The following is an 18,276-nucleotide window of genomic DNA, read 5'->3' on the forward strand; positions in this document are numbered from 1 at the left end:
TCCGCTCTATGACAGTTCCCCCTGATTGTCAGGAAGAACATAACCCGCCGGAAGCAATCCGTACATGGGGAGAACTACCCATGTACGCGTGTCCCAGAGGGCAGTCGTCCCGAAAACCATGCCCAGCAGATACGTGGCGGCGGCTGCACCGAAGTGATGGGCGCCGGGACCCCCTAGACCGTTAGGTTTTTGGCACCCGCATGTTGGGATCCTCGGAACACGGGCCCTCGTAGGACAGGCTGCTGAGGTGGTTGCCTGCCTGGTAAATCAACGCGTTATCCTCGGGATCCTCAAGGGTAACCATGATGTAGTAGCCCGCCGTGGACGCGGGTGGATTCGTCGCTGAGCACAAGCATCTGTTGAAGTAGTTCAGCCGCTGGCTTGGACGGCAAGGAGGGCGGTGGCTCTTCGAATTGTTATGTGGTCGTCTTCTAGGTGGTCCGGAATTCCATTGCAGGGTCATAGGAACATGGCCCTTCGTAGCTCAGGCTGCTGAGATGGGTGCCCGCCTGGTAAACCAATGTGCTTCCCTCGTCGTCCTGAAGGGTAACCATGATGTAGTACCCCGGTCCCAGGGACTTGGGCACTGGGGAATCGTAGCGGTTGGTTTCGGTGAATCCCTGCTGTTCGAAATGGGAGACATACTTGTCCATGGCGGCTTCCGGGTCTTCCACCGCGGGGCCCATGATCATCGAACTGTAGCGGTACGCGCGCTTCTCGCCGCTTCCGGGCTTCAGCCTCGTACAGGTATCCGCGATATACCCGCTCGTTTTCGTACCGTCCCAGGCGGAACGTGCATCATTGGAATAGGTCCACTGTCCACCGTGGACCTTGGTGGTTTCATCGCTTAGCTCCAGCATCCTGGCGAGCAGCTCCGAGGCAGGCCTGGACTGATCCACGGCTTGGCTGTTTTCACTTTTCATGGTGTCCTCTGAATCGAACGGGGTGGCGCAGCCGGCCACCGTTAGGGCTAGGGCAAGGGCGATCGAGCCAACCGCCAGGGTCAGCCGGTTCATCGTCTGCCAAAACTGTGCGGGTAATAAGGCATCTCAGACCGTCTCTCTTCAAAGGCTTTCGAAGTATCCGCTAATTCTTCCTCGCGCTGTAGGACCTCATCACCGTTTCCGGTTGTAATCTTGGCGATGGAATCCAGGCTCTGTGTTCCAACGTCCAGATACCCATGTTTATCGTAGGTGTGCATGGGATTCCATTTGTCACCGTCCTCCCCGAGGACGGAGTGTCCCAGGGTCTGCTTGAGCTCCCGCTCTGCGTCCCCCTCCGAACTGAATTCATGTGACCCGAAACCGTCCCCCAGCGGGTTGGTGCGACCTGAGGACCGACCAAGCGATGCGACGTCGTCTTGAGTGGCTTGGGTAGCAAACAACGCCGGCTGTCCCCCGGGACCATCTTTAATGCGCATGTCCGCCACAGCCGTATCGTCCAGGCCCGCGGAGCCATAAAAAGCCACGGAGTCCACGTCAAAATCAATCCCGGTCAAGCCGTAGGCAGTGGTCGTTGTGCCGTAGGAGTGCGCTGCAACCGAAACATAGGCATCACGGCCGTCGCTGGCAGCGTTGAAGCCATTCAGCGATGAGGCGAGCCGCTCACCCCCGTTTAGGGCATGTGCGTTGCCCAAGACTTCGGTGGAGGGCGGCATGGCTGGTGTGTGGTAACCGATCCAGGCAACCACTGCCGGCTCGCCGCCGCCGAGCTTCACCTGGGCATCGTAAATGTTCTGTGAACCCTTGGCCCAATCGTCCATGGACCCGGCGGTCGTTCCCATCCCCGGGACATTCCATGTGACGTTGTCCGCAGTATCCATGTTTCCGATAGCCAGGGCGGCCAGCGGCGGGTGCGTGGGATCAAAGGAAATAAGTCCTCGGACGGTCCGACCGTCGCGGCCGGGGTCAGCCGCATGTTTTATTTCCAGCAGGACATCCCGCTGTGCATCCGGAAGCGGCTTCTGGGCCAGTGCCAGGTCCAGCGCCACATTGTTCGCAGCAATTCGGTCTGAGTAAGGAATGCCCTCCAGATTGCCTACGAGGGACGGCACCTTCTGGCTAATGACGGCGCGCTGCTCCGGCGTGAGCTTCTCCCAGGCTTCCTTGTTTTTCTGGGGATCCGATCCGAGAGCCGGCGGCGAGAGCGCCGCCTCTGGGTTACGGGCCAGGAACTGATCCATTTGGTCGGGCCTGAGCCCGGCCAAGAGCGCAAGATACTGCTGCATGGCTACAGTCGGGTCACCGATGGAGTTCTGCACCCGGTTGTAGGCCTGGGTAACATCCTGGATAGCCCATTCGTTCAGGGCTTCCTTGCTGATTGGCGGAACATCAGCAGTAGGGCGGACCAAGGCCCTGTGCGCCCGGTTACACTCCTGCTCTGCCTTTTGCAGGTCGTCTGCCAGCTGGTCCGCTTCCCTTTGGAGCATGAACTGATCCATGAAAGCGTCCGCGGAGTCCATGACGGACCCGATTTTGCTGACAGCCTCTCCGAGGAAGCCGAATTCTCCGATTCCATCGATGATCTCGGCTTCGCGCTTGTCTTGCGCTTGGGCAGTTGCGATTTTGGTCTTGAGGTCGGCGCGCTTTGCCCTGATGGTGCGGATTTCTTCCGCGAAGACTTCCAAAGCCTGTTTTGAGGAGCGCACCGCAAGCAGGATCTCCTCACCGTCGTCGCGTGGTTTGTCCATCGCCGTGTGCACGAGGCTTGCTTCCGGGGCGCGGTAGAAGGAATTTACGGTCTGCCACTTGGCCTGTGCGTCGTCCAAGGTGTCAGCCATACGTTCAGCGCGTCTGTCCAGCCTGCCGGCAGCAGCCAGCAGCGCCGCTTCGTTGGGCAGGTTGTCAGTACCACTCAGATCAACATTGATGCTCACGTCAAACCCCACCTTCCGCGGGACGTCATATTGGGCTCCGCGTCGGACGGTGCCTGGTCAACCAGGGGAATCGCTACTGGAATGCCGTTGATTTCCCGCGGCACGGGGAGGGGTTCGGGTGTAACGCCGGCGCCGCCAAAGTCACCGGGCGCCCTATCCGGCAGCGGCTCGAAAGGGATGACTTCGGGCAGCGGCGTCGGCTTGATGTCGATGATTTCGGGCATCTTCGTGATCTCCTGCGGCATTTCGCCGGGAAGGCGCTCCGAGTCCGGACCCGAAGGGTCGGCCCAGAAACCGGGGTCTATTCCCGGCCACACGCGGCCCGGGTCGCCTGGATAGGGCGCAGGCTCGGCGATGTGTCCACCCGGGTTGGCCTCTGGGAGGGGCGCCGGCAGCGGATGGAGTACGTTTCCACCCGGGTTGCTTGGGTAATAGGGCGCAGGCTCGGCGATGTGTCCACCCGGGTTGGCCTCTGGGAGGGGCGCCGGCAATGGATGGAGTACGTTTCCTGGACCCGGAAACCACGGCAGATTTCGGACGGGACCGGGCAGGGGATGTCCTGGAATGAGGGGTGGGTTGCCGATGTAGTCGGGAGGAGTGGGGTGTTCATCTCCCGGGGATTTCGGTCCGCAGCAGTCACACCCGGGTTCGCAGCAGTCGGCCGGCGCCTCCGCTGCCGGGCCGGGCGCGGGTGCCGGCGCCGGGACGGGGGCAGTCGGGGCGGGGGCAACCGGGGCCGGAACTACCGGGCGCACACTTGGTGACGGGGCTGGTGACGGGGCCGGCGCTGGCGCTAGTGCTGGCGCGGGAGCTGGGGCAGGTGTCGGGGCGGGAGCCGCGCTCTTCTCCCACTTGCCGCGGGAGATTGCAGCGGCTCCTGCGCCGATGGCCAGCGGCGCGATGCTCGCTGCCGCTTGCTGGGCATTCGCCACCATCTCCTCGTCGCCCTGGACATATGCGTTCAGGGCCCGCCGGGTTGCCAGGACGGCGTTATCGCTTCGGGTGATTACTGTCTTCGCGCCCGGCATCACCGTCTCTGTAGCGAACGTCGAAAACCCGGCGAGTGCCCCACTCTTGCCGAGTGCGGTTTCAACCCCGTCGATCCGGTCTTGAAGGTCGAGGTAAAGACTCTCGTTCTGCAACAGGATGGACTCGGTGTCCGTGATTATCCTGCCTACTGCTGCAGCGTCTATGTCATAGGCGCCCATTTTCTCCCCCTTGTACGGGCCCCGAACTGCAGCAAGAATGCTGCAGTCGCGAGGCGGCGGGAGAGCCGCACTATGACAGTTCCCCCTGAATGTCAGGAAGAACATAACCCGCCGGAAGGAATCCGTACATGGGGAGAACTACCCATGCTTCGTGTCCTAGAGGGCGGTCGTCCCGAAAACCATGCCCAGCAGATACGTGGCGGCGGCTGCACCAAGGCCGATTGCCAGCTGCCGCAGTGCCCGTTTGAGGGGCGACGCACCGGAGAGCAGGCCGACGACGGCGCCGGTCATCAACAGTGCCAGGCCCACCAAGACGCAGGAGAGCACGACGGCGGTCATCCCGGTGAGGCCAAACAGGTAGGGGAGTACCGGAATCACCGCACCGGATGCGAAGAAGCAGAAGCTGGAGGCCGCAGCACCCAGCCCCGTCCCTACGGACTCGTGCTCGTCGCGTTTGTCTTCGGCGTCCGCCTCGGGGTTCAGCGAGAAACTCGGATCGCAGTCGCAGCTGTAAAGGCCCATCCGTTCCGCCGCACGGTGTTCGGCCGCCTCCTTGGTCATGCCGCGTGCCCGGTACACCAGCACCAGCTCGTTGGCGTCAATATCCAGCGACTTCGCGGCCGACAGCGTGATCTGCGTGGGCCGGGAGGCCTCCAGCAGTTCACGCTGGGACCGGACCGAGACATATTCTCCCGCCCCCATGGACAACGCTCCGGCAAGCAGGCCGGCCAGGCCGCTGATGAGGATGAACGTACTGGACACTCCAGTGGCGCCGATGCCCATGATGAGGGCAAGGTTGCTGACGAGCCCGTCATTGGCGCCGAATACCGCCGCACGGAAGTTCCCCGACAGCCGGGTCCGTCCCCGGGTGGCCAGCCCACGGATCACTTCCTCGTGAATCTGTTCATCGGCGGCCATCGCACTGGTGGCATTGGGATCCTGGGCATAGGGGGAGCGGCCCTCGGCGCGCTGCGCCAAGGCCAGCACGAACACCGAGCCGAAACGACGGGCCAGCAGGCCGAGGACGCGGTTGCGGAAGGAAGCACGTGCCTTGCGCCCGGCGTCGTCGCCCAGCAGCGTGCGCCAGTGTTCTTCGTGGCGGCCCTCAGCCTCGGCCAGTGCCAGGAGGATGTCGCGTTCCTCACCGTCCCGGCGTTCAGCCAGATACCGGTAGGTAGCTGCCTCGGCCTGTTCATCGGCCAGATACTGCCGCCATCGTTTTTTGTCGGCGTTGGAAGGAACGCTGGAATCGCTGAATGCGGGATCCGGCGAGGAAGGGGAATTCACGGTGCTCCTGACAGGGACCGGAAACGGGGGATCCGGTCAGTTCAAAGTAAAAGACAACTCTTCTGACCGAAGGTCTCGCTCGCCCGCGGCCGGATGCCGGCGGGTGGACTGCCGGGACGCCGCGGCGTCCAGTATGTCGACAGGCCTCGGCGGAAACTGAACCATTTGGGCTGACCCATCAAGTCCGCACCGGAGCTACTCCCCTTCGCGTGTCCTAGTCTAGTCGAATCCGGTGGCTGAACCGGTCGGAGATGCGCGATACGCCCGAGCCCGGTTTCGGGCCCTAAGCACCCTGACTTCTTGTCCGTGACGGGCAGGCGCTAGAGTCAGATTGTGAGCAAAAACTTCCCTCTTACGGATCCTGCCCGCCCTTGGACCCGCCACTACAGCGAGGGAGTCCTGGAAGGCTTCAGCCTCCCGGATGAGTCCCTCGTTGACGTGGTGGAGAGCTCGGTCCGCAAATACCGTTCCAAGACCGCCCTGCAGTTTTTCGGTGCCACCACTTCCTACGAGGAACTGGGTGACCAGATCCGTCGTGCGGCGACGGGCTTGATGAAGCTCGGCGTGCGTAAGGGGGACCGGGTGGCACTTGTGCTGCCCAACTCGCCGCAGCACGTGGTGGCGTTCTACGCCGTCCTCCGTCTGGGGGCCGTGGTGGTGGAACACAACCCGCTCTATACCGACCGGGAGCTGCGGCACCAGTTCGAGGACCACGGCGCCACCGTGGCCGTGGTCTGGGACAAGGTTGTGGAGAACGTCCAGAAGCTGCCGGCAGATATTCCGGTGCGCAGCATTGTTTCGGTGGACCTGATCCCGGCCATGCCGCTGGTCAACCGGCTGGCGCTGAAGCTCCCCGTTCCCGCCCTGCGCGAGGCACGGGCAGCCCTTTCCCCTTCCAAGCGTCCGCCCCGCGGGCCGCGGCGCGTGGTGCGGTGGCAGGAACTGCTGGACAACCGGCCGCTGCGCAAACGCCATCCGCGTCCAGAGGCGACGGATCTGGCAGCCATCCAGTACACCAGCGGAACCACTGCCGATCCCAAGGGCGCCATGCTGACGCATGCCAACCTCGTGGCCAATGCGGCACAGGGGCGGGCGTGGGTTCCCGGGCTGAAGCCCGGCAATGAAACCTTCTACGCCGTGCTGCCCATGTTCCATGCCTATGGACTGACCCTGTGCCTTACCACCGCCATGAGCCTGGGTGCCCGGGTGGTGCTGTTCCCCAAGTTCGACGTCGACATGACGCTCAAGGCCATGAAAAAGACCCCGGCCACCTTCCTCCCGGCCGTACCGCCCATTTACGAGCGCCTGGCCGCGGGAGCCAAGGAACAAAACATTTCCCTTCGGGGCGTCCGGTCCGCCATTTCCGGTGCCATGAACCTCCCGCCCCGAACGGTCGAAATCTGGGAAGAGGCCACCGGGGGACTCCTGATCGAGGGCTACGGCCTGACTGAAACATCTCCCATCGCGCTGGGCAACCCGTTCGCCAAGTCGCGGAAACCGGGAACGGTGGGCGTGCCCTTCCCGCTGACAGACATCCGGGTGGTGGATCCCGAGCACCCCTCCGTCGATGTGCCCCAGGGCCACCGGGGCGAACTGCTGATCAAGGGCCCGCAGGTCTTTGCCGGCTACTGGAACAAGCCCCGGGAAACCGAGGCGGTACTGCTCGACGGCGGCTGGTTCCGTACCGGAGACATTGTCACCGTGGACGAGGACCACTTTGTTACCATCGTGGACCGGATCAAGGAGCTGATCATTACCGGCGGCTTCAATGTGTCCCCCTCGGAAGTGGAAAACGCCCTGAAGCGTCACGAATCCGTCGACGACGTCGCCGTCGTCGGCCTGCTCCGTTCCGGCGGCGGCGAGGACGTGGTGGCAGCGGTGGTACCCAAGGCCGGTTCCCGTTTCAACGCCGAGGAACTGCGGGCATTCGTGCGCAAGGAGCTGGCAGCCTATAAGGTGCCCCGCCGGATCGTGGAGATCCAGGAGTTGCCGAAGTCCCTGATCGGCAAGGTCCTGCGACGGCATGTCCGCGACAGCCTGCAGAACGGCAGCGCCGGTACCGTGCAGGCCGACGGCACCGCAGAAACGAATTCCCCTACTGATTCCCAGAGCAAGCCGTGACCAGGAAGAAGCAAACATGAGCGCATCAAGCCCTAACAGGGTTGAACGGGATACCCAGCCGGATCACGCCAGACCCGGACGGTACTGGAGCGGCGCCCTTGGCCATGCCGGGCAGCGCTCCGCCCAGATCCTGCTGATCCTGCTTCTGGTTTCGGTGACGGTCTACGGGCTGCTGCAGGTCACGCTGGTGGTTATTCCCGTGCTGCTGGCATTGATCCTGGGTGCGGCCATCGCTCCGTTCGTGAACTGGCTCCGCCGCAAGGGATGGCCCAGCGCGCTGGCGACAGGCCTGTCCTTCCTGCTGCTGCTCGGGATTTTCGGCGGGTTGGTCACCGGAATCGTGTTCGCCATCCGCAGCGAATGGGGCGATCTGGTGGACCAGGCCGTGGCAGGCTTCGACCAGCTCTACGACTTTGTACTTAACGGCCCGCTCCCGATCGACCAGGAGATGCTCGCCAACGCGCGGGACGCCGTTATCGACTTTGCAACCAGCAGCACGGTAAGCAGCGGGGCCATCGCCGGGATCTCCGCGGCCACGACCTTTGCCACCGGGTTCCTGCTGATGGCAGTGGTCCTGTTCTACTTCCTCAAGGACGGGGACCGGATCTGGGCCTTCTTCCTGCGCATGTTCCCCGAGGGCGACCGCCGGGACAAGGCCCGCCTCTCCGGCTTCCGCGTCATGGAGGTCCTCGGCGGGTACATCCGCGGCACCGCCATTGTGGCGCTGGTCGATTCGGTGTGCATCGGTGCGGCGCTGTTCATCCTGCAGGTTCCGCTGGCCCTGCCGCTGACCGTGATTGTGTTTGTCGGCTCGTTCATCCCGCTGGTCGGCGCCACCGCTGCCGGTGTCTTCGCAGCCCTGATCGCACTGGTGGCCAACGGACCGGTTGTTGCCCTGATCGTCGTCGTGGTGATCATTGCGGTGAACCAGCTGGAGGGCAACTTCCTGCAGCCGGTGGTCATGGGCAAGTCCCTGAGCATCCACGCCCTCGTGATCCTGCTGGCCCTGACCGCAGGAACCATCCTCGCCGGCATCGTCGGCGCTATCCTGGCCGTCCCGATCGCCGCCGTGGGCTGGGCCGTGATCAAGGTCTGGACCGGTGAGGACAACGGCGAAGATCTCGACGAGGTGAAGGAAATCCCCGATCCGGAGGACCAGCCGGAAATGGAATCCGCGGAAAAGTAGTACCCGCTTAGACGGCCGGCACCCCTTCCGCCTCGGCGCTGGAGGTGCCGGCCACCCGTTTCTCCCAGGCTGCCCGGACCTCGGGGGCCGTGGGACGGGAGAGCAGCGACATCACGCAGTAGGCAACGGCCGAGGCGGCGAGCCCGTAGTAGATCGGTTCGTTGGCATACACGCCGTCGTACGGGGCCGCCGCCCGGATCTCAAGGTAGATCATGGTTCCGAGGGTCACCACGGTTCCGGCAGCCATGGACACGCCTGCACCCAGTCCGGTGCCGCGCTTCCACACCAGTCCGCCCAGGATGCTCACCAGCAGTCCACCCACCAAAATGTCGTAAGCGATGGTCAGCGCAGCAACCACGTCCTGGACCACGATGGCCACGAGGATTGCGACGACGCCCAGTCCGAGTACCCAGTAGCGGTTGGACGCGATGTCTTCCCCGGCGTCGTCTCCGGTCTCCGGTTGGGTGCCGGCGCTCCGGTCGGTGGAACTGCCGGAACCACGGCGGAACCATCCGCGGACGAAGGGGACGACGTCGGTACGAGCCACGGTGGCTGCAGCAATCAGCGCCCCCGAGGCAGTGGACATCATGGCGGCGACTGCAGCGGCCAGGACGAGGCCGCCGATGCCAACCGGCAGCAGGTTCATTGCGACGTCGGCGTAGACATCGTCCTGGGACTCCACTGCGGAAAGAGCGACGCTGGCGCCCATGCCGATCAGTGCCCCGGCCACGCCGTAGAGGATGCAGTAGATCCCGGCCGCGGTGCCGCCCCAGCGGGCTATCAGCGGGGTGCGTGCCGTAAAGACCCGCTGCCAGATATCCTGGCCGATCAGCAGGCCCAGCGTGTAGACCACGAAATAGGTGATGATGCTCTGCGCGCCGATACCGGTGATGCTGAAGAATTCCGCTCCGGCACGCTCCCGGATACCGTCAAGGCCCCCGGCGGCGGAGAGCGTAAAGGGCAGCATCAGGGCGAAGACGCCGATGGTCTTGATGATGAACTGCGCCATGTCGGCGAGCGTGATGGACCACATTCCGCCGATGGTGGAGTAGATGAGGACGACGGCGCCGCCCACGGCGATGGCCAGCCACCGCTCAAAGCCGAAGAGGACCACGAAAATGGTGGCATAGGCGCCGGTGGAGGTGGCACAGAGCATCAGCGTGTAGGCCAGCATCACGATCGAGGAAACCTTGGTGGATTCGGTCCCGTAGCGCAGGGACAGCATCTGCGACACGGTGTAGATCCGCAGTTTCTGCAACGTGGAGGCAAAGAGCAGGCTGAGGAGCAGGACTCCGGTGCCGATGGCGACCACCAGCCACATGCCGGAGATGCCGTACTTGTATCCGAGCCCCACCCCGCCGACGGTGGAGGCCCCGCCGAGGACGACGGCGGCCATGGTGCCGGTGTAAAACAGCGGCCCCAGGCGTCGGCCGGCCACCAGATAGTCGCTGACGTTCTTGGTGCGGGACTTGCCCCACCAACCGAAACCCAGCATTGCCAGCAGGTAAAGGACCACGATGGTCCCGTTGATGTATTCCATTGCAGTCCTCGAGCTAGGGAACCGGCCTTGAATTGCCTGACAGGCAACAAGTGTTTACTGAAACTAGTGTGCTTTCAGTCACGCCGTCAATTTAGCCGCCTCGCAATACCACCGCATTACGTGCATGTTTCCCTCGGTATGCTCGTAAGCATGAAGGCCTTGCCCGTAGAACCGACCAACGCTCCCGTGGCGATTGGGGTGCGGATCCGCTCCGCACGCCAGGCCCGGCATCTGACCATTGAGCAGGTGGCTGAAGCCACCGGCCTCACCAAGGGGTTCCTTAGCCGGGTGGAGCGGGACCTGACCTCTCCGTCAGTGGCTTCCCTGCTGACCCTGTGCCAGGTGCTTTCCATTTCCATCGGCGACCTTTTTGCCGCGCCGGAAACCAATGTGACGCGCCTGGCCGATGCCCCGCGCATCAGCCTGGGCGGCGAGGGAATCGTGGAACGGCTGGTCACGGCACGGACTGAACGGCGCGTCCAAGTGGTCCGCTCCGTGATTGCGCCCGGCGGGTCCGGCGAAGCCGATCTTTATTCGGTGGACTGCGAGGTGGAGGTGCTGCATGTTGCCCAGGGCAGCTTCGAACTCATCCTGGGCAACGAGCGGATTGAACTTACTACCGGCGACACGGTCACCTTCCCCGGCCGGGAACCGCACTCATGGCACAACCCGTCCGACGAGGAAACAGTTGTGCTCTGGACCCTCGTCAGCCCCGGCGGGGCCTAGGCTGCGGAGCCGGGGGCAGCAGAGCTAGGCGGAAAGGGTTTCGCCGGCCACCGGCTCGGCCACATCTTCACCGGTCAGCCGCTGCAGGTACTCCACCGCTCCGGTGATGTCCCTGCCGGAGGACCGGTAGCCCACGTACCCGTCCGGGCGGATGACCAGCAGTTCAGGCCGGCGCGAGCTCAGGCCCAGGCGGTGGAAGGCCAGACCGCTGACGTCCTTGATGATGCCGGGAGTATTGGCAATGAGGCTGCTGCCGACGGTCAGCTGCTGGATATTGAGCAGTCCGGCGAGCTGGGGCAGTGCCGCCCGGAGCTGATGCGGTGCGTCCTGCGGCCAGCCGGGTCCGCTGAGGAGGATGGCGAAGCCGGGCGTGGCCACCAGGTCCTGCAGGCGCCGTTCCCGGTCCTGGTAGATGACGTCGGCGTCGGGCAGGCGGTCACCGGGCCGGACGCCGCGGGCCAGGAGCGCAGGGAGGCGGATGTTCCCGGCGTCGACCATGCTGCTGCCGCGGTAGTTGATGTTCAGCTGCGCCATGGTCCGGAAGAGCCGGGAGCGGAGTCCGTCCCAGCCTATGGCCTTCGGAGCCAGCGCGGGCAGGAGCTTGGTACGGGGGAGCTTCTTCAGGCCATTGCGACTGGTGGCCAGCTTGAAAATGCGGTCCGTCGTGGACACCACTTCCCGGCCCACGGGCCGACGCTCGGCGTCGTAGCTATCGATCAGTTCATCGCTGGCGAGGCCGCGGGCGCCGAGGGCGAGTTTCCAGCCCAGGTTCAGTGCGTCCTGGATGCCGGTGTTCATACCCTGGGCAGCAACGGGGGAGTGGACATGGGCGGCGTCGCCGGCCAGGAACACGGAACCCTGCTGGAAGTATTCGGCCATCTGGTGCGACAGACGGAAGGTGCTGATCCACTTCGGATCCCGCACGTGCAATGCGCCGTGCGTAAAGGTATCGGCCAGCTCCTGGATCGTTTCAAGGGTGGCCGGCCGATGCGGCGGCTTCATCGCGATCATCCGCCAGGTGGCTGAGCCACCGAGCGGGAACAGGAAGAGGAAACCGTCCTCGGTGGGGTAGGAATGCACGGCGTCCGGTTCCGCACCGTCAATTTCAACGTCGGCCAGGATGAAGGTGTCGGGGTAGGCTCCGCCGCGCCAGTCCATGCCTGCCTTGGCGCGGACCGTGCTCCCGGCACCGTCGGCACCAACCACGTAACGGGCACGGATGCGCTCGATGCCGCGGTCCATTCGCTGGACCTTAGCCTCCATGCCGGCAAACGGGTCCTCGGGATCCAGGCGTGCCAGGTCCTGCAGCTCCGCGCCGCGCTCGATGCGCACCCGGCGGGAGAGCAGGTGCTGGGTAAGAATGCGCTCGGTTTCCGTCTGGGACAGGAACAGCAACTGCTGGAACGCCGAATCCTCCAGCCCGGAGTCAAACAGGTCTACTTCCAGCGTTTCCTCCGGCAGGTGGAGGTGGAGCTCGCGGGCGGGACGCCCGGCGGCAACCAGCTCGCCGCTGACGCCGAAGGGGCGCAGCGCTTCCAAGGTGCGCGGCTGGATGGCGATGGCCCGCGATTCGGTCCCGGGAGACTGGCGCCGGTCGATGATGCGGAAGCTGGCACCGAAAGCAGCCAGCTGGGCGGCCAGGGCAAGGCCCGTAGGGCCGGCACCAACAATCAGGACATCGACGTCGTAGTTAGGGTCTTCGCTGTTATCGTGAGCCGCCATGTCCTCAGCCTAGTCTTGACCCCAACCGCACTTCCACTTTAGCTTTTAGGTAAACTTTTGGTTACCCTCAGGTAACCCTGCACACCGGGCGACGACGCCCATCCCGGAACCGGAGACAGTACCTATGGACAACCTTCCCCGAGTGAACGTGAACGGCCGCATCGGACCCGTGGACGCAGCGCAGATCCCGCGCTACGCAGGGGCTGCCACCTTTGCCCGCCTGCCCCGTCTGGACCAGGTGGAGCACGCCGAGGTCGCGGTGGTGGGAGTGCCCTTCGACAGCGGAGTTTCCTACCGGCCCGGCGCACGGTTCGGCGGTAACCATGTCCGCGAGGCAAGCCGGCTGCTGCGTCCGTATAACCCGGCCCTGGATGCCTCCCCGTTCGAGAATCTGCAGGTGGCCGATGCCGGCGATATGGCCGTCAACCCCTTCAACATCAATGAGGCCATCGAGACCGTCCAACAGAACGCCCTGGACCTCACCGGGAATGGCACCAAGCTCCTGACCCTGGGCGGGGACCACACCATAGCCCTGCCGCTGCTGCGTGCCGCAGCTGAGCGTGCCGGTTCTCCGGTGGCCATGCTGCACTTCGACGCACACCTGGACACCTGGGACACCTATTTCGGTGCCGAGTACACGCACGGCACCCCGTTCCGCCGCGCCGTCGAGGAAGGCATCCTCGATACCGAGGCCATTTCCCATGTGGGCACCCGAGGTCCGCTGTACGGCAAGAAGGACCTCGAGGACGATCGCCGCTTCGGCTTCGGCATCCTGACCTCTTCCGATGTCTTCCGCCAGGGCGTGGATGAGGTGGTGGCGAAGCTGCGGGACCGGATCGGCAACCGTCCGTTGTATGTGTCCGTGGACATCGACGTCCTGGATCCGGCCCACGCCCCGGGGACCGGCACCCCCGAGGCCGGCGGCATCACCAGCCGTGAACTGCTGGAGATCCTGCGCGGACTGCGCGGACTGAACCTGGTGGGGGCCGACGTCGTCGAAGTCGCTCCTGCTTACGACCATGCGGACATCACCGCCGTGGCCGCCTCGCACGTCGCCTATGACCTCATCACACTGATGGGATTGTCGGATGAGCACTGAATCCGCCGCTTCGGGTTCGGGCGACGCCGTCCCCGGCGCCGGTCCCGTCCGCAACGGCGGAGACCTGGTGGTGGAAACCCTCGAAGCCCTCGGCGCCAGCAAGGTGTTCGGCATCCCCGGCCAGCACGCCCTGGGACTGTTCGATGCGCTCTCCCGCTCGCGGCTGGAGTTCATCTCCTCCCGGGTGGAGAACAACTCCGCATTTGCGGCCGACGGTTTTTCCCGGGCCACCGGGCAGGTGGGCGTGCTTTTCCTGTCCACCGGTCCCGGTGCCCTGACCTCGCTGGCCGGGCTGCAGGAGGCCTATGCCACCGGAGTGCCGATGATCGTGGTGGCCAGCCAGATCCCCATTGACGGGCTCGGCGCGCGGCGCCGGGGAATGCTGCACCAACTAGATGACCAGAAGGCCTCCGCCGCCAACGTCACCAAGAGCCAGCGCCTGATCCAGCACGCCTCCGGCATCCCCTCCGCCATCCAGGACGCGTGGACCGAAGCCATCTCCTCGCCGGCAGGGCCGGTGTGGATCGAGATCCCGCAGAACGTGCTGCTCAACCCGGTCATGGTGCCTGCCGTAGAAGACGCGTTGGCAGAACCGTTCGACAACCCCCCGCGCAGCGAACTGGTCAAGGAAGCCGTGCGCTGGCTCTCCGACGCCCGCCGGCCCGCCGTCATTGCCGGCGGCGGCGTGCGCCGCAGCGGTGCCGAGGCTGCGTTGCTTTCCATTGCCCAGAAGCTGCATGCCCCGGTGATCTGCACGCCCGGGGGCAACGGAGCCTTCCCGTGGAACCATCCGCTGTCCCTGCAGTCCTGGATGGAGGACCGGCATATGACGGACGTGCTCGAGGATGCCGACGTACTGGTGGTCATCGGCTCCTCGCTCGGCGAAGTGACGTCCAATTACTTCACCATGGCGCCCCGCGGCCGGATCATCCAGATCGACGCCGAACCCCGGGTCCTGGAGTCCAACCGTCCTGCGCTGGGTATCCGCGCCGACGCCCGGCAGGCCCTGGACGCGCTCGACGCCGCCCTTCCGGCCTCGGCCCGCCTTCCCGACTGGCACGGGCAAAGCGCCGAGGAGCTGGTAGCCGGCGCCTTGGCCCGGGTTCAGGCGCGGCTGGATACCCAGGGCCTCGACATGGAACGCCGCTTCATGGCGGACATCCGCGCCGCGGTCCCCGATGAGATGCAGACCTACTGGGACATGACCATTTCCGCCTACTGGGCCTGGAGCTGCTGGGATGCGAAGTCCGGCCGGTTCCACTCCGCCCAGGGCGCCGGCGGATTGGGGTACGGCTATCCGGGCGCAATCGGCGGCGCGGTGGGCCTGGGGGAGCGGGTGCTTGCCGTGTCCGGCGACGGTTCGGCCATGTACTCCATTTCCGAACTGGCCACGGCGCGGCAGCATAACCTTCCCGTGACCTGGCTGATTGTCGACGACGGCGGCTACGGCATCCTGCGCGAATACATGGAGGACGCGTTCGGCAAGGCCACCGCAACGGAGCTGGCGCGCCCGGATTTCGTGAAGCTCGCGGAATCCTTCGGTGTACCTGCCCGCCGCTGCGCACCGGAAGACATCCGCGCGGCATTGGAAGAGGCATTTGCCGGAGAAGGCCCCAACGTAGTTGTGGTTGAAGCGCGGATAGGTCTTTTTGCTCCCACCCACCTGGTTTAACCGCCGCTGCTGCGTGATCCGGGTGTCGGCGTGCCCGGGTAGATAGAAGGGGTGGCTCTGGCATGATGAGGGCGTGCGATTGGCGTGGCCCCTCACCTGTCGGGGCCTTCCGCACAAAGCGAATCAGGACCAACCCATGCCCCTTCCAACCGCTCCCTCCGTGGAATTGCACGTTCTCGCCGGCGAATATGTGATCGCACGGCTTCCCCCGGCGTCGGAGGTTCCCGCCGCGCTTATGTCAGCGGCCGACGGCTTCATCTCCGTCACCCGCACCCCGCAGGAGCTTTCGATTGTCTGCCCCGCCGCGCTTGCGCCGGCGGACGCCGAAATTGACGGAACGTGGGCGGCGTTTTATGCCTCCGGTCCGATTCCCTTCGGGCTGACCGGAGTGGTGGCCGCGCTGGTCGCACCGCTCGCAGCCGCCGGCTGCCCGGTGTTTGTCGTGTCGACCTTTGACGGCGACGTCCTCATGGTCCCCTCGCCGCAGTACGAGCAGGCCCGCGCGTGGCTGCGCGCGGCAGGCCACACGCTTCCAGGGGTTTAGTTAGTTGACCTAGGCAAATTTCCGCGTATAGTTGCCTAGGTCAACTATCAGTACCCAAACCTCCGGAGACCCGTCCCCATGCCCATGCAACAGGAAACGGCGGATGACCTGATCCGGAAGATCTTCGCCCTGCAACGGACGCTGCGGTGCGTGACCCAGCACAGCGCCGACATCGGCGGACCCGGAGTGGCACTGCAAGGCGTCATGCGGATGATCGGCGAAGACGGCGAGCTGCGGGCGACCGAGCTTGCCGCCAAACTCGGTGTCGGCCCTGCCGGACTCAGCCGCCACGTCGCAGAACTGGAAGAACTCGGTTACGTCCGGCGTCGCCCGCATCCGCAGGACCGCCGCGCCTACCTGATCAGCCTGACCGAGCTGGGGGAATCAGTCCTCCGCGAAGCACTCACTGGCCGGGCCGTCCTGCTGCAGGAAGCCCTTGCCGCCTGGTCCGAGGACCAGGCGCAGCTCGCGTCCGACACCCTTGGAGCGCTTTCCGACGCGCTCTTCACCTCCATCCGCCGAGCGCCCGGAGCCCCCGAGCCGACGCAGGAAACCCCCGTATCCGATCCGCAGGAGTTAGCAACTAAGTGACCGATTCCAAGACCGCCCGGAAGAAACACGTTCCCGGCGAGATGAGCCATCGACAGATCCTGCAGGCCCTTACCGGCCTGCTTGCTGCGTTGTTCACGGCAATGCTGAGCACCACCATCGTGGCCAACGCACTGCCCACCATCATGGCCGACCTGCACGGTACGCAGACCGACTTCGCCTGGGTGGTCACGGCCGCCCTGCTGGCCAACGCCGTGAGCACCCCGATCTGGGGCAAACTCGCGGACCTGTTCAACAAGAAGCTCCTGGTGCAGCTGAGCATCGTTATCTTCGTTGCCGGTTCCGTCCTCGCAGGCTTCGCCCATTCCATGGAGCTGCTGCTGACCGCACGCGTCATCCAGGGCCTGGGCATGGGCGGCCTGACGGCACTGGCCCAGGCGATCATCGGTTCCATCATTCCGCCGCGGGAACGCGGCAGGTACTCCGGCTACATGGGTGCCGTGATGGCAGTGGCCACCGCCGGCGGCCCGCTGCTGGGCGGCTTCATCGTGGACAGCCCGCTGGGCTGGCGCTGGACCTTCTTCCTGTGCGTTCCGCTCGCCGTCGTCGCCCTCTTCCTGCTGCAGGTCACGCTGCACCTGCAGCATGTACGCCGTCCGGCCAAGATCGACTGGCTCGGCTCGATCCTGCTTACCGCAGGCGTCTCCCTGCTCCTGATCTGGGTCTCCTTCGCCGGCAAGCCCGACTACTACGAATGGTGGTCATGGGAAACGGCTGCCATGGTGGGCGGATCCGTCATCCTGCTGGCCCTGCTCGTGCTGGTGGAATCCAAGGTCGCCGAACCGATCATTCCGCTGAAGATCATCAGCCAGCGGACCACCGCCCTGGCCATCGTCGCCTCCGTTGCAGTGGGCATCGCCATGTTCGGTTCCACCACCTTCCTGGGCCAGTACTTCCAGCTGGCACGGGGCTTCACTCCCACCGAGGCCGGGCTGCTCATGCTGCCGATGATTGCCGGCAACCTGCTCGGTTCCGTAGGGTCCGGCCTGCTGATCACCCGCTTCGGCAAGTGGAAGCGTTTCCTGATCATCGGCACGGTCCTGGTGATCCTCGGGACGGCGCTGGCCGGCTTCATCAACCATGAAACCGACATGATCCTTGTCAGCCTGTTTATCTTCATCCTCGGCGTGGGCATGGGCCTGCTGATGCAGAACCTCGTGCTGGCCGTGCAGAACACGGTCAAGGTCACCGACGTCGGCTCCGCCAGCGCGTCCGTTGCCTTCTTCCGCACCGTCGGCGGCGCCATCGGCGTCTCGGTACTGGGCGCGGTCCTTTCGAGCTCGGTCAGCCGCCGGGTCTCGGAGGAACTGGACAAGGCAGGCATGCCGTCCGAGGGCGGCGGCACCACAGCCACGCTGGACCTGGGTGGGCTCCCGGCAGAGGTCCAGATGTTCTTCCGGATCGCCTATGCGGAGGGTACGGCGGACATCTTCAAGATTGCCGCGGCGGTGGCCATCATTGCGCTGGTTGCAGTGCTGTTCATCAAGGAGAAGGCACTGCGCCGGACCCTGGACATCAAGCCCACCTCCTCCAACCCGGTTGAACCCGGCCTGGCCGGCGGTGCGGAAATACTGCACACCGGCGCCATGTCCACCGTCGAACCGGCTACCGTGCCGGGCACCGGCAGCCAGGAATCCGTACCGCGGACCGACGGCACGGAAAAGGCCGGCACCACCCGGCCGTAAGC

Annotated in this window: 14 protein-coding genes and 1 pseudogene; 8 read left to right on the plus strand and 7 right to left on the minus strand. The window is 64.9% G+C overall.

Going from position 1 to position 18,276, the window contains the following annotated elements:
- Positions 1-431: 431 nt before the first annotated feature.
- The 5 genes and pseudogenes from N2K98_RS02910 to N2K98_RS02925 form a co-directional block, all read right to left on the minus strand.
- On the minus strand, positions 432-1,016 hold the full coding sequence (locus tag N2K98_RS02910) for a hypothetical protein (protein WP_255865937.1): 585 nt from the start codon (positions 1,014-1,016) through the stop codon (positions 432-434).
- Entirely contained in the window at positions 1,013-2,875 is a 1,863-nt protein-coding gene (locus N2K98_RS02915) for an alpha/beta hydrolase (RefSeq protein WP_255865938.1), read from the minus strand. The genes N2K98_RS02910 and N2K98_RS02915 overlap by 4 nt, the downstream gene beginning before the upstream one ends.
- Positions 2,872-3,192, minus strand: a complete 321-nt coding sequence (locus tag N2K98_RS02920; protein ID WP_255866146.1) for a hypothetical protein — start codon at positions 3,190-3,192, stop codon at positions 2,872-2,874. The genes N2K98_RS02915 and N2K98_RS02920 overlap by 4 nt, the downstream gene beginning before the upstream one ends.
- Positions 3,193-3,783: 591 nt before the next feature.
- Positions 3,784-4,188 (minus strand): annotated as a pseudogene (locus N2K98_RS17255) (DUF6507 family protein); the annotation flags it as partial.
- Positions 4,189-4,239: 51 nt separating this feature from the next.
- Positions 4,240-5,370 carry a VIT1/CCC1 transporter family protein gene (locus tag N2K98_RS02925; protein WP_255798269.1) on the minus strand — a complete coding sequence of 377 codons (1,131 nt, stop codon included), beginning with the start codon at positions 5,368-5,370 and terminating at the stop codon, positions 4,240-4,242.
- Positions 5,371-5,703: 333 nt separating this feature from the next.
- Here N2K98_RS02925 and N2K98_RS02930 point away from each other — a divergent pair, with 333 nt between their 5' ends.
- Both N2K98_RS02930 and N2K98_RS02935 read left to right on the plus strand, forming a co-directional pair.
- Positions 5,704-7,491: a long-chain-fatty-acid--CoA ligase gene (locus N2K98_RS02930; protein ID WP_255865939.1), complete on the plus strand. Its 1,788-nt coding sequence runs from the start codon at positions 5,704-5,706 to the stop codon at positions 7,489-7,491.
- Positions 7,492-7,507: 16 nt separating this feature from the next.
- A complete protein-coding gene (locus tag N2K98_RS02935; RefSeq protein ID WP_255798271.1) occupies positions 7,508-8,677 on the plus strand; it encodes an AI-2E family transporter in 1,170 nt (389 codons plus the stop codon).
- Positions 8,678-8,684: 7 nt separating this feature from the next.
- Here the strand turns inward: N2K98_RS02935 and N2K98_RS02940 are convergent, their stop codons facing one another.
- On the minus strand, positions 8,685-10,217 hold the full coding sequence (locus N2K98_RS02940; protein WP_255865940.1) for a sodium:solute symporter: 1,533 nt from the start codon (positions 10,215-10,217) through the stop codon (positions 8,685-8,687).
- Between the two features lie 150 nt (positions 10,218-10,367).
- On the opposite strand from N2K98_RS02940, the gene N2K98_RS02945 reads away from it, so the two are divergent.
- A complete protein-coding gene (locus N2K98_RS02945; RefSeq protein WP_255865941.1) occupies positions 10,368-10,943 on the plus strand; it encodes a helix-turn-helix domain-containing protein in 576 nt (191 codons plus the stop codon).
- A 24-nt stretch (positions 10,944-10,967) separates the two neighbouring features.
- Here the strand turns inward: N2K98_RS02945 and N2K98_RS02950 are convergent, their stop codons facing one another.
- Complete coding sequence (locus tag N2K98_RS02950; RefSeq protein WP_255865942.1) at positions 10,968-12,665, minus strand: FAD-dependent monooxygenase; 1,698 nt, start codon at positions 12,663-12,665, stop codon at positions 10,968-10,970.
- Positions 12,666-12,789: 124 nt separating this feature from the next.
- Here N2K98_RS02950 and speB point away from each other — a divergent pair, with 124 nt between their 5' ends.
- From speB to N2K98_RS02975, 5 genes are all read left to right on the plus strand, one after another.
- Positions 12,790-13,764: an agmatinase gene (gene speB, locus N2K98_RS02955; protein WP_255865943.1), complete on the plus strand. Its 975-nt coding sequence runs from the start codon at positions 12,790-12,792 to the stop codon at positions 13,762-13,764.
- Positions 13,754-15,436: a thiamine pyrophosphate-binding protein gene (locus tag N2K98_RS02960; RefSeq protein WP_255865944.1), complete on the plus strand. Its 1,683-nt coding sequence runs from the start codon at positions 13,754-13,756 to the stop codon at positions 15,434-15,436. The genes speB and N2K98_RS02960 overlap by 11 nt, the downstream gene beginning before the upstream one ends.
- A gap of 136 nt (positions 15,437-15,572) precedes the next feature.
- Positions 15,573-15,980, plus strand: coding sequence for an ACT domain-containing protein (locus N2K98_RS02965; protein ID WP_255865945.1), 408 nt, complete (start codon positions 15,573-15,575; stop codon positions 15,978-15,980).
- 78 nt (positions 15,981-16,058) lie between these two features.
- Positions 16,059-16,571: a MarR family winged helix-turn-helix transcriptional regulator gene (locus N2K98_RS02970; RefSeq protein WP_255865946.1), complete on the plus strand. Its 513-nt coding sequence runs from the start codon at positions 16,059-16,061 to the stop codon at positions 16,569-16,571.
- A gap of 41 nt (positions 16,572-16,612) precedes the next feature.
- Positions 16,613-18,274 carry an MDR family MFS transporter gene (locus N2K98_RS02975; RefSeq protein WP_255866138.1) on the plus strand — a complete coding sequence of 554 codons (1,662 nt, stop codon included), beginning with the start codon at positions 16,613-16,615 and terminating at the stop codon, positions 18,272-18,274.
- Positions 18,275-18,276: the final 2 nt, after the last annotated feature.

It is taken from the genome of Arthrobacter jinronghuae (assembly GCF_025244825.1).
Classification (GTDB): domain Bacteria; phylum Actinomycetota; class Actinomycetes; order Actinomycetales; family Micrococcaceae; genus Arthrobacter_B; species Arthrobacter_B jinronghuae.

Excerpts from the sequence above, each read along its gene's own strand:
- N2K98_RS02975 (WP_255866138.1), top strand. The coding sequence starts at position 16,613 with ATGAGCCATCGACAGATCCTGCAGGCCCTTACCGGCCTGCTTGCTGCG.
- N2K98_RS02950 (WP_255865942.1), bottom strand. The coding sequence starts at position 12,665 with ATGGCGGCTCACGATAACAGCGAAGACCCTAACTACGACGTCGATGTC.
- N2K98_RS02910 (WP_255865937.1), bottom strand. The coding sequence starts at position 1,016 with ATGAACCGGCTGACCCTGGCGGTTGGCTCGATCGCCCTTGCCCTAGCC.
- speB (WP_255865943.1), top strand. The coding sequence starts at position 12,790 with ATGGACAACCTTCCCCGAGTGAACGTGAACGGCCGCATCGGACCCGTG.
- N2K98_RS02945 (WP_255865941.1), top strand. The coding sequence starts at position 10,368 with ATGAAGGCCTTGCCCGTAGAACCGACCAACGCTCCCGTGGCGATTGGG.
- N2K98_RS02960 (WP_255865944.1), top strand. The coding sequence starts at position 13,754 with ATGAGCACTGAATCCGCCGCTTCGGGTTCGGGCGACGCCGTCCCCGGC.
- N2K98_RS02970 (WP_255865946.1), top strand. The coding sequence starts at position 16,059 with ATGCCCATGCAACAGGAAACGGCGGATGACCTGATCCGGAAGATCTTC.
- N2K98_RS02940 (WP_255865940.1), bottom strand. The coding sequence starts at position 10,217 with ATGGAATACATCAACGGGACCATCGTGGTCCTTTACCTGCTGGCAATG.
- N2K98_RS02965 (WP_255865945.1), top strand. The coding sequence starts at position 15,573 with ATGCCCCTTCCAACCGCTCCCTCCGTGGAATTGCACGTTCTCGCCGGC.
- N2K98_RS02935 (WP_255798271.1), top strand. The coding sequence starts at position 7,508 with ATGAGCGCATCAAGCCCTAACAGGGTTGAACGGGATACCCAGCCGGAT.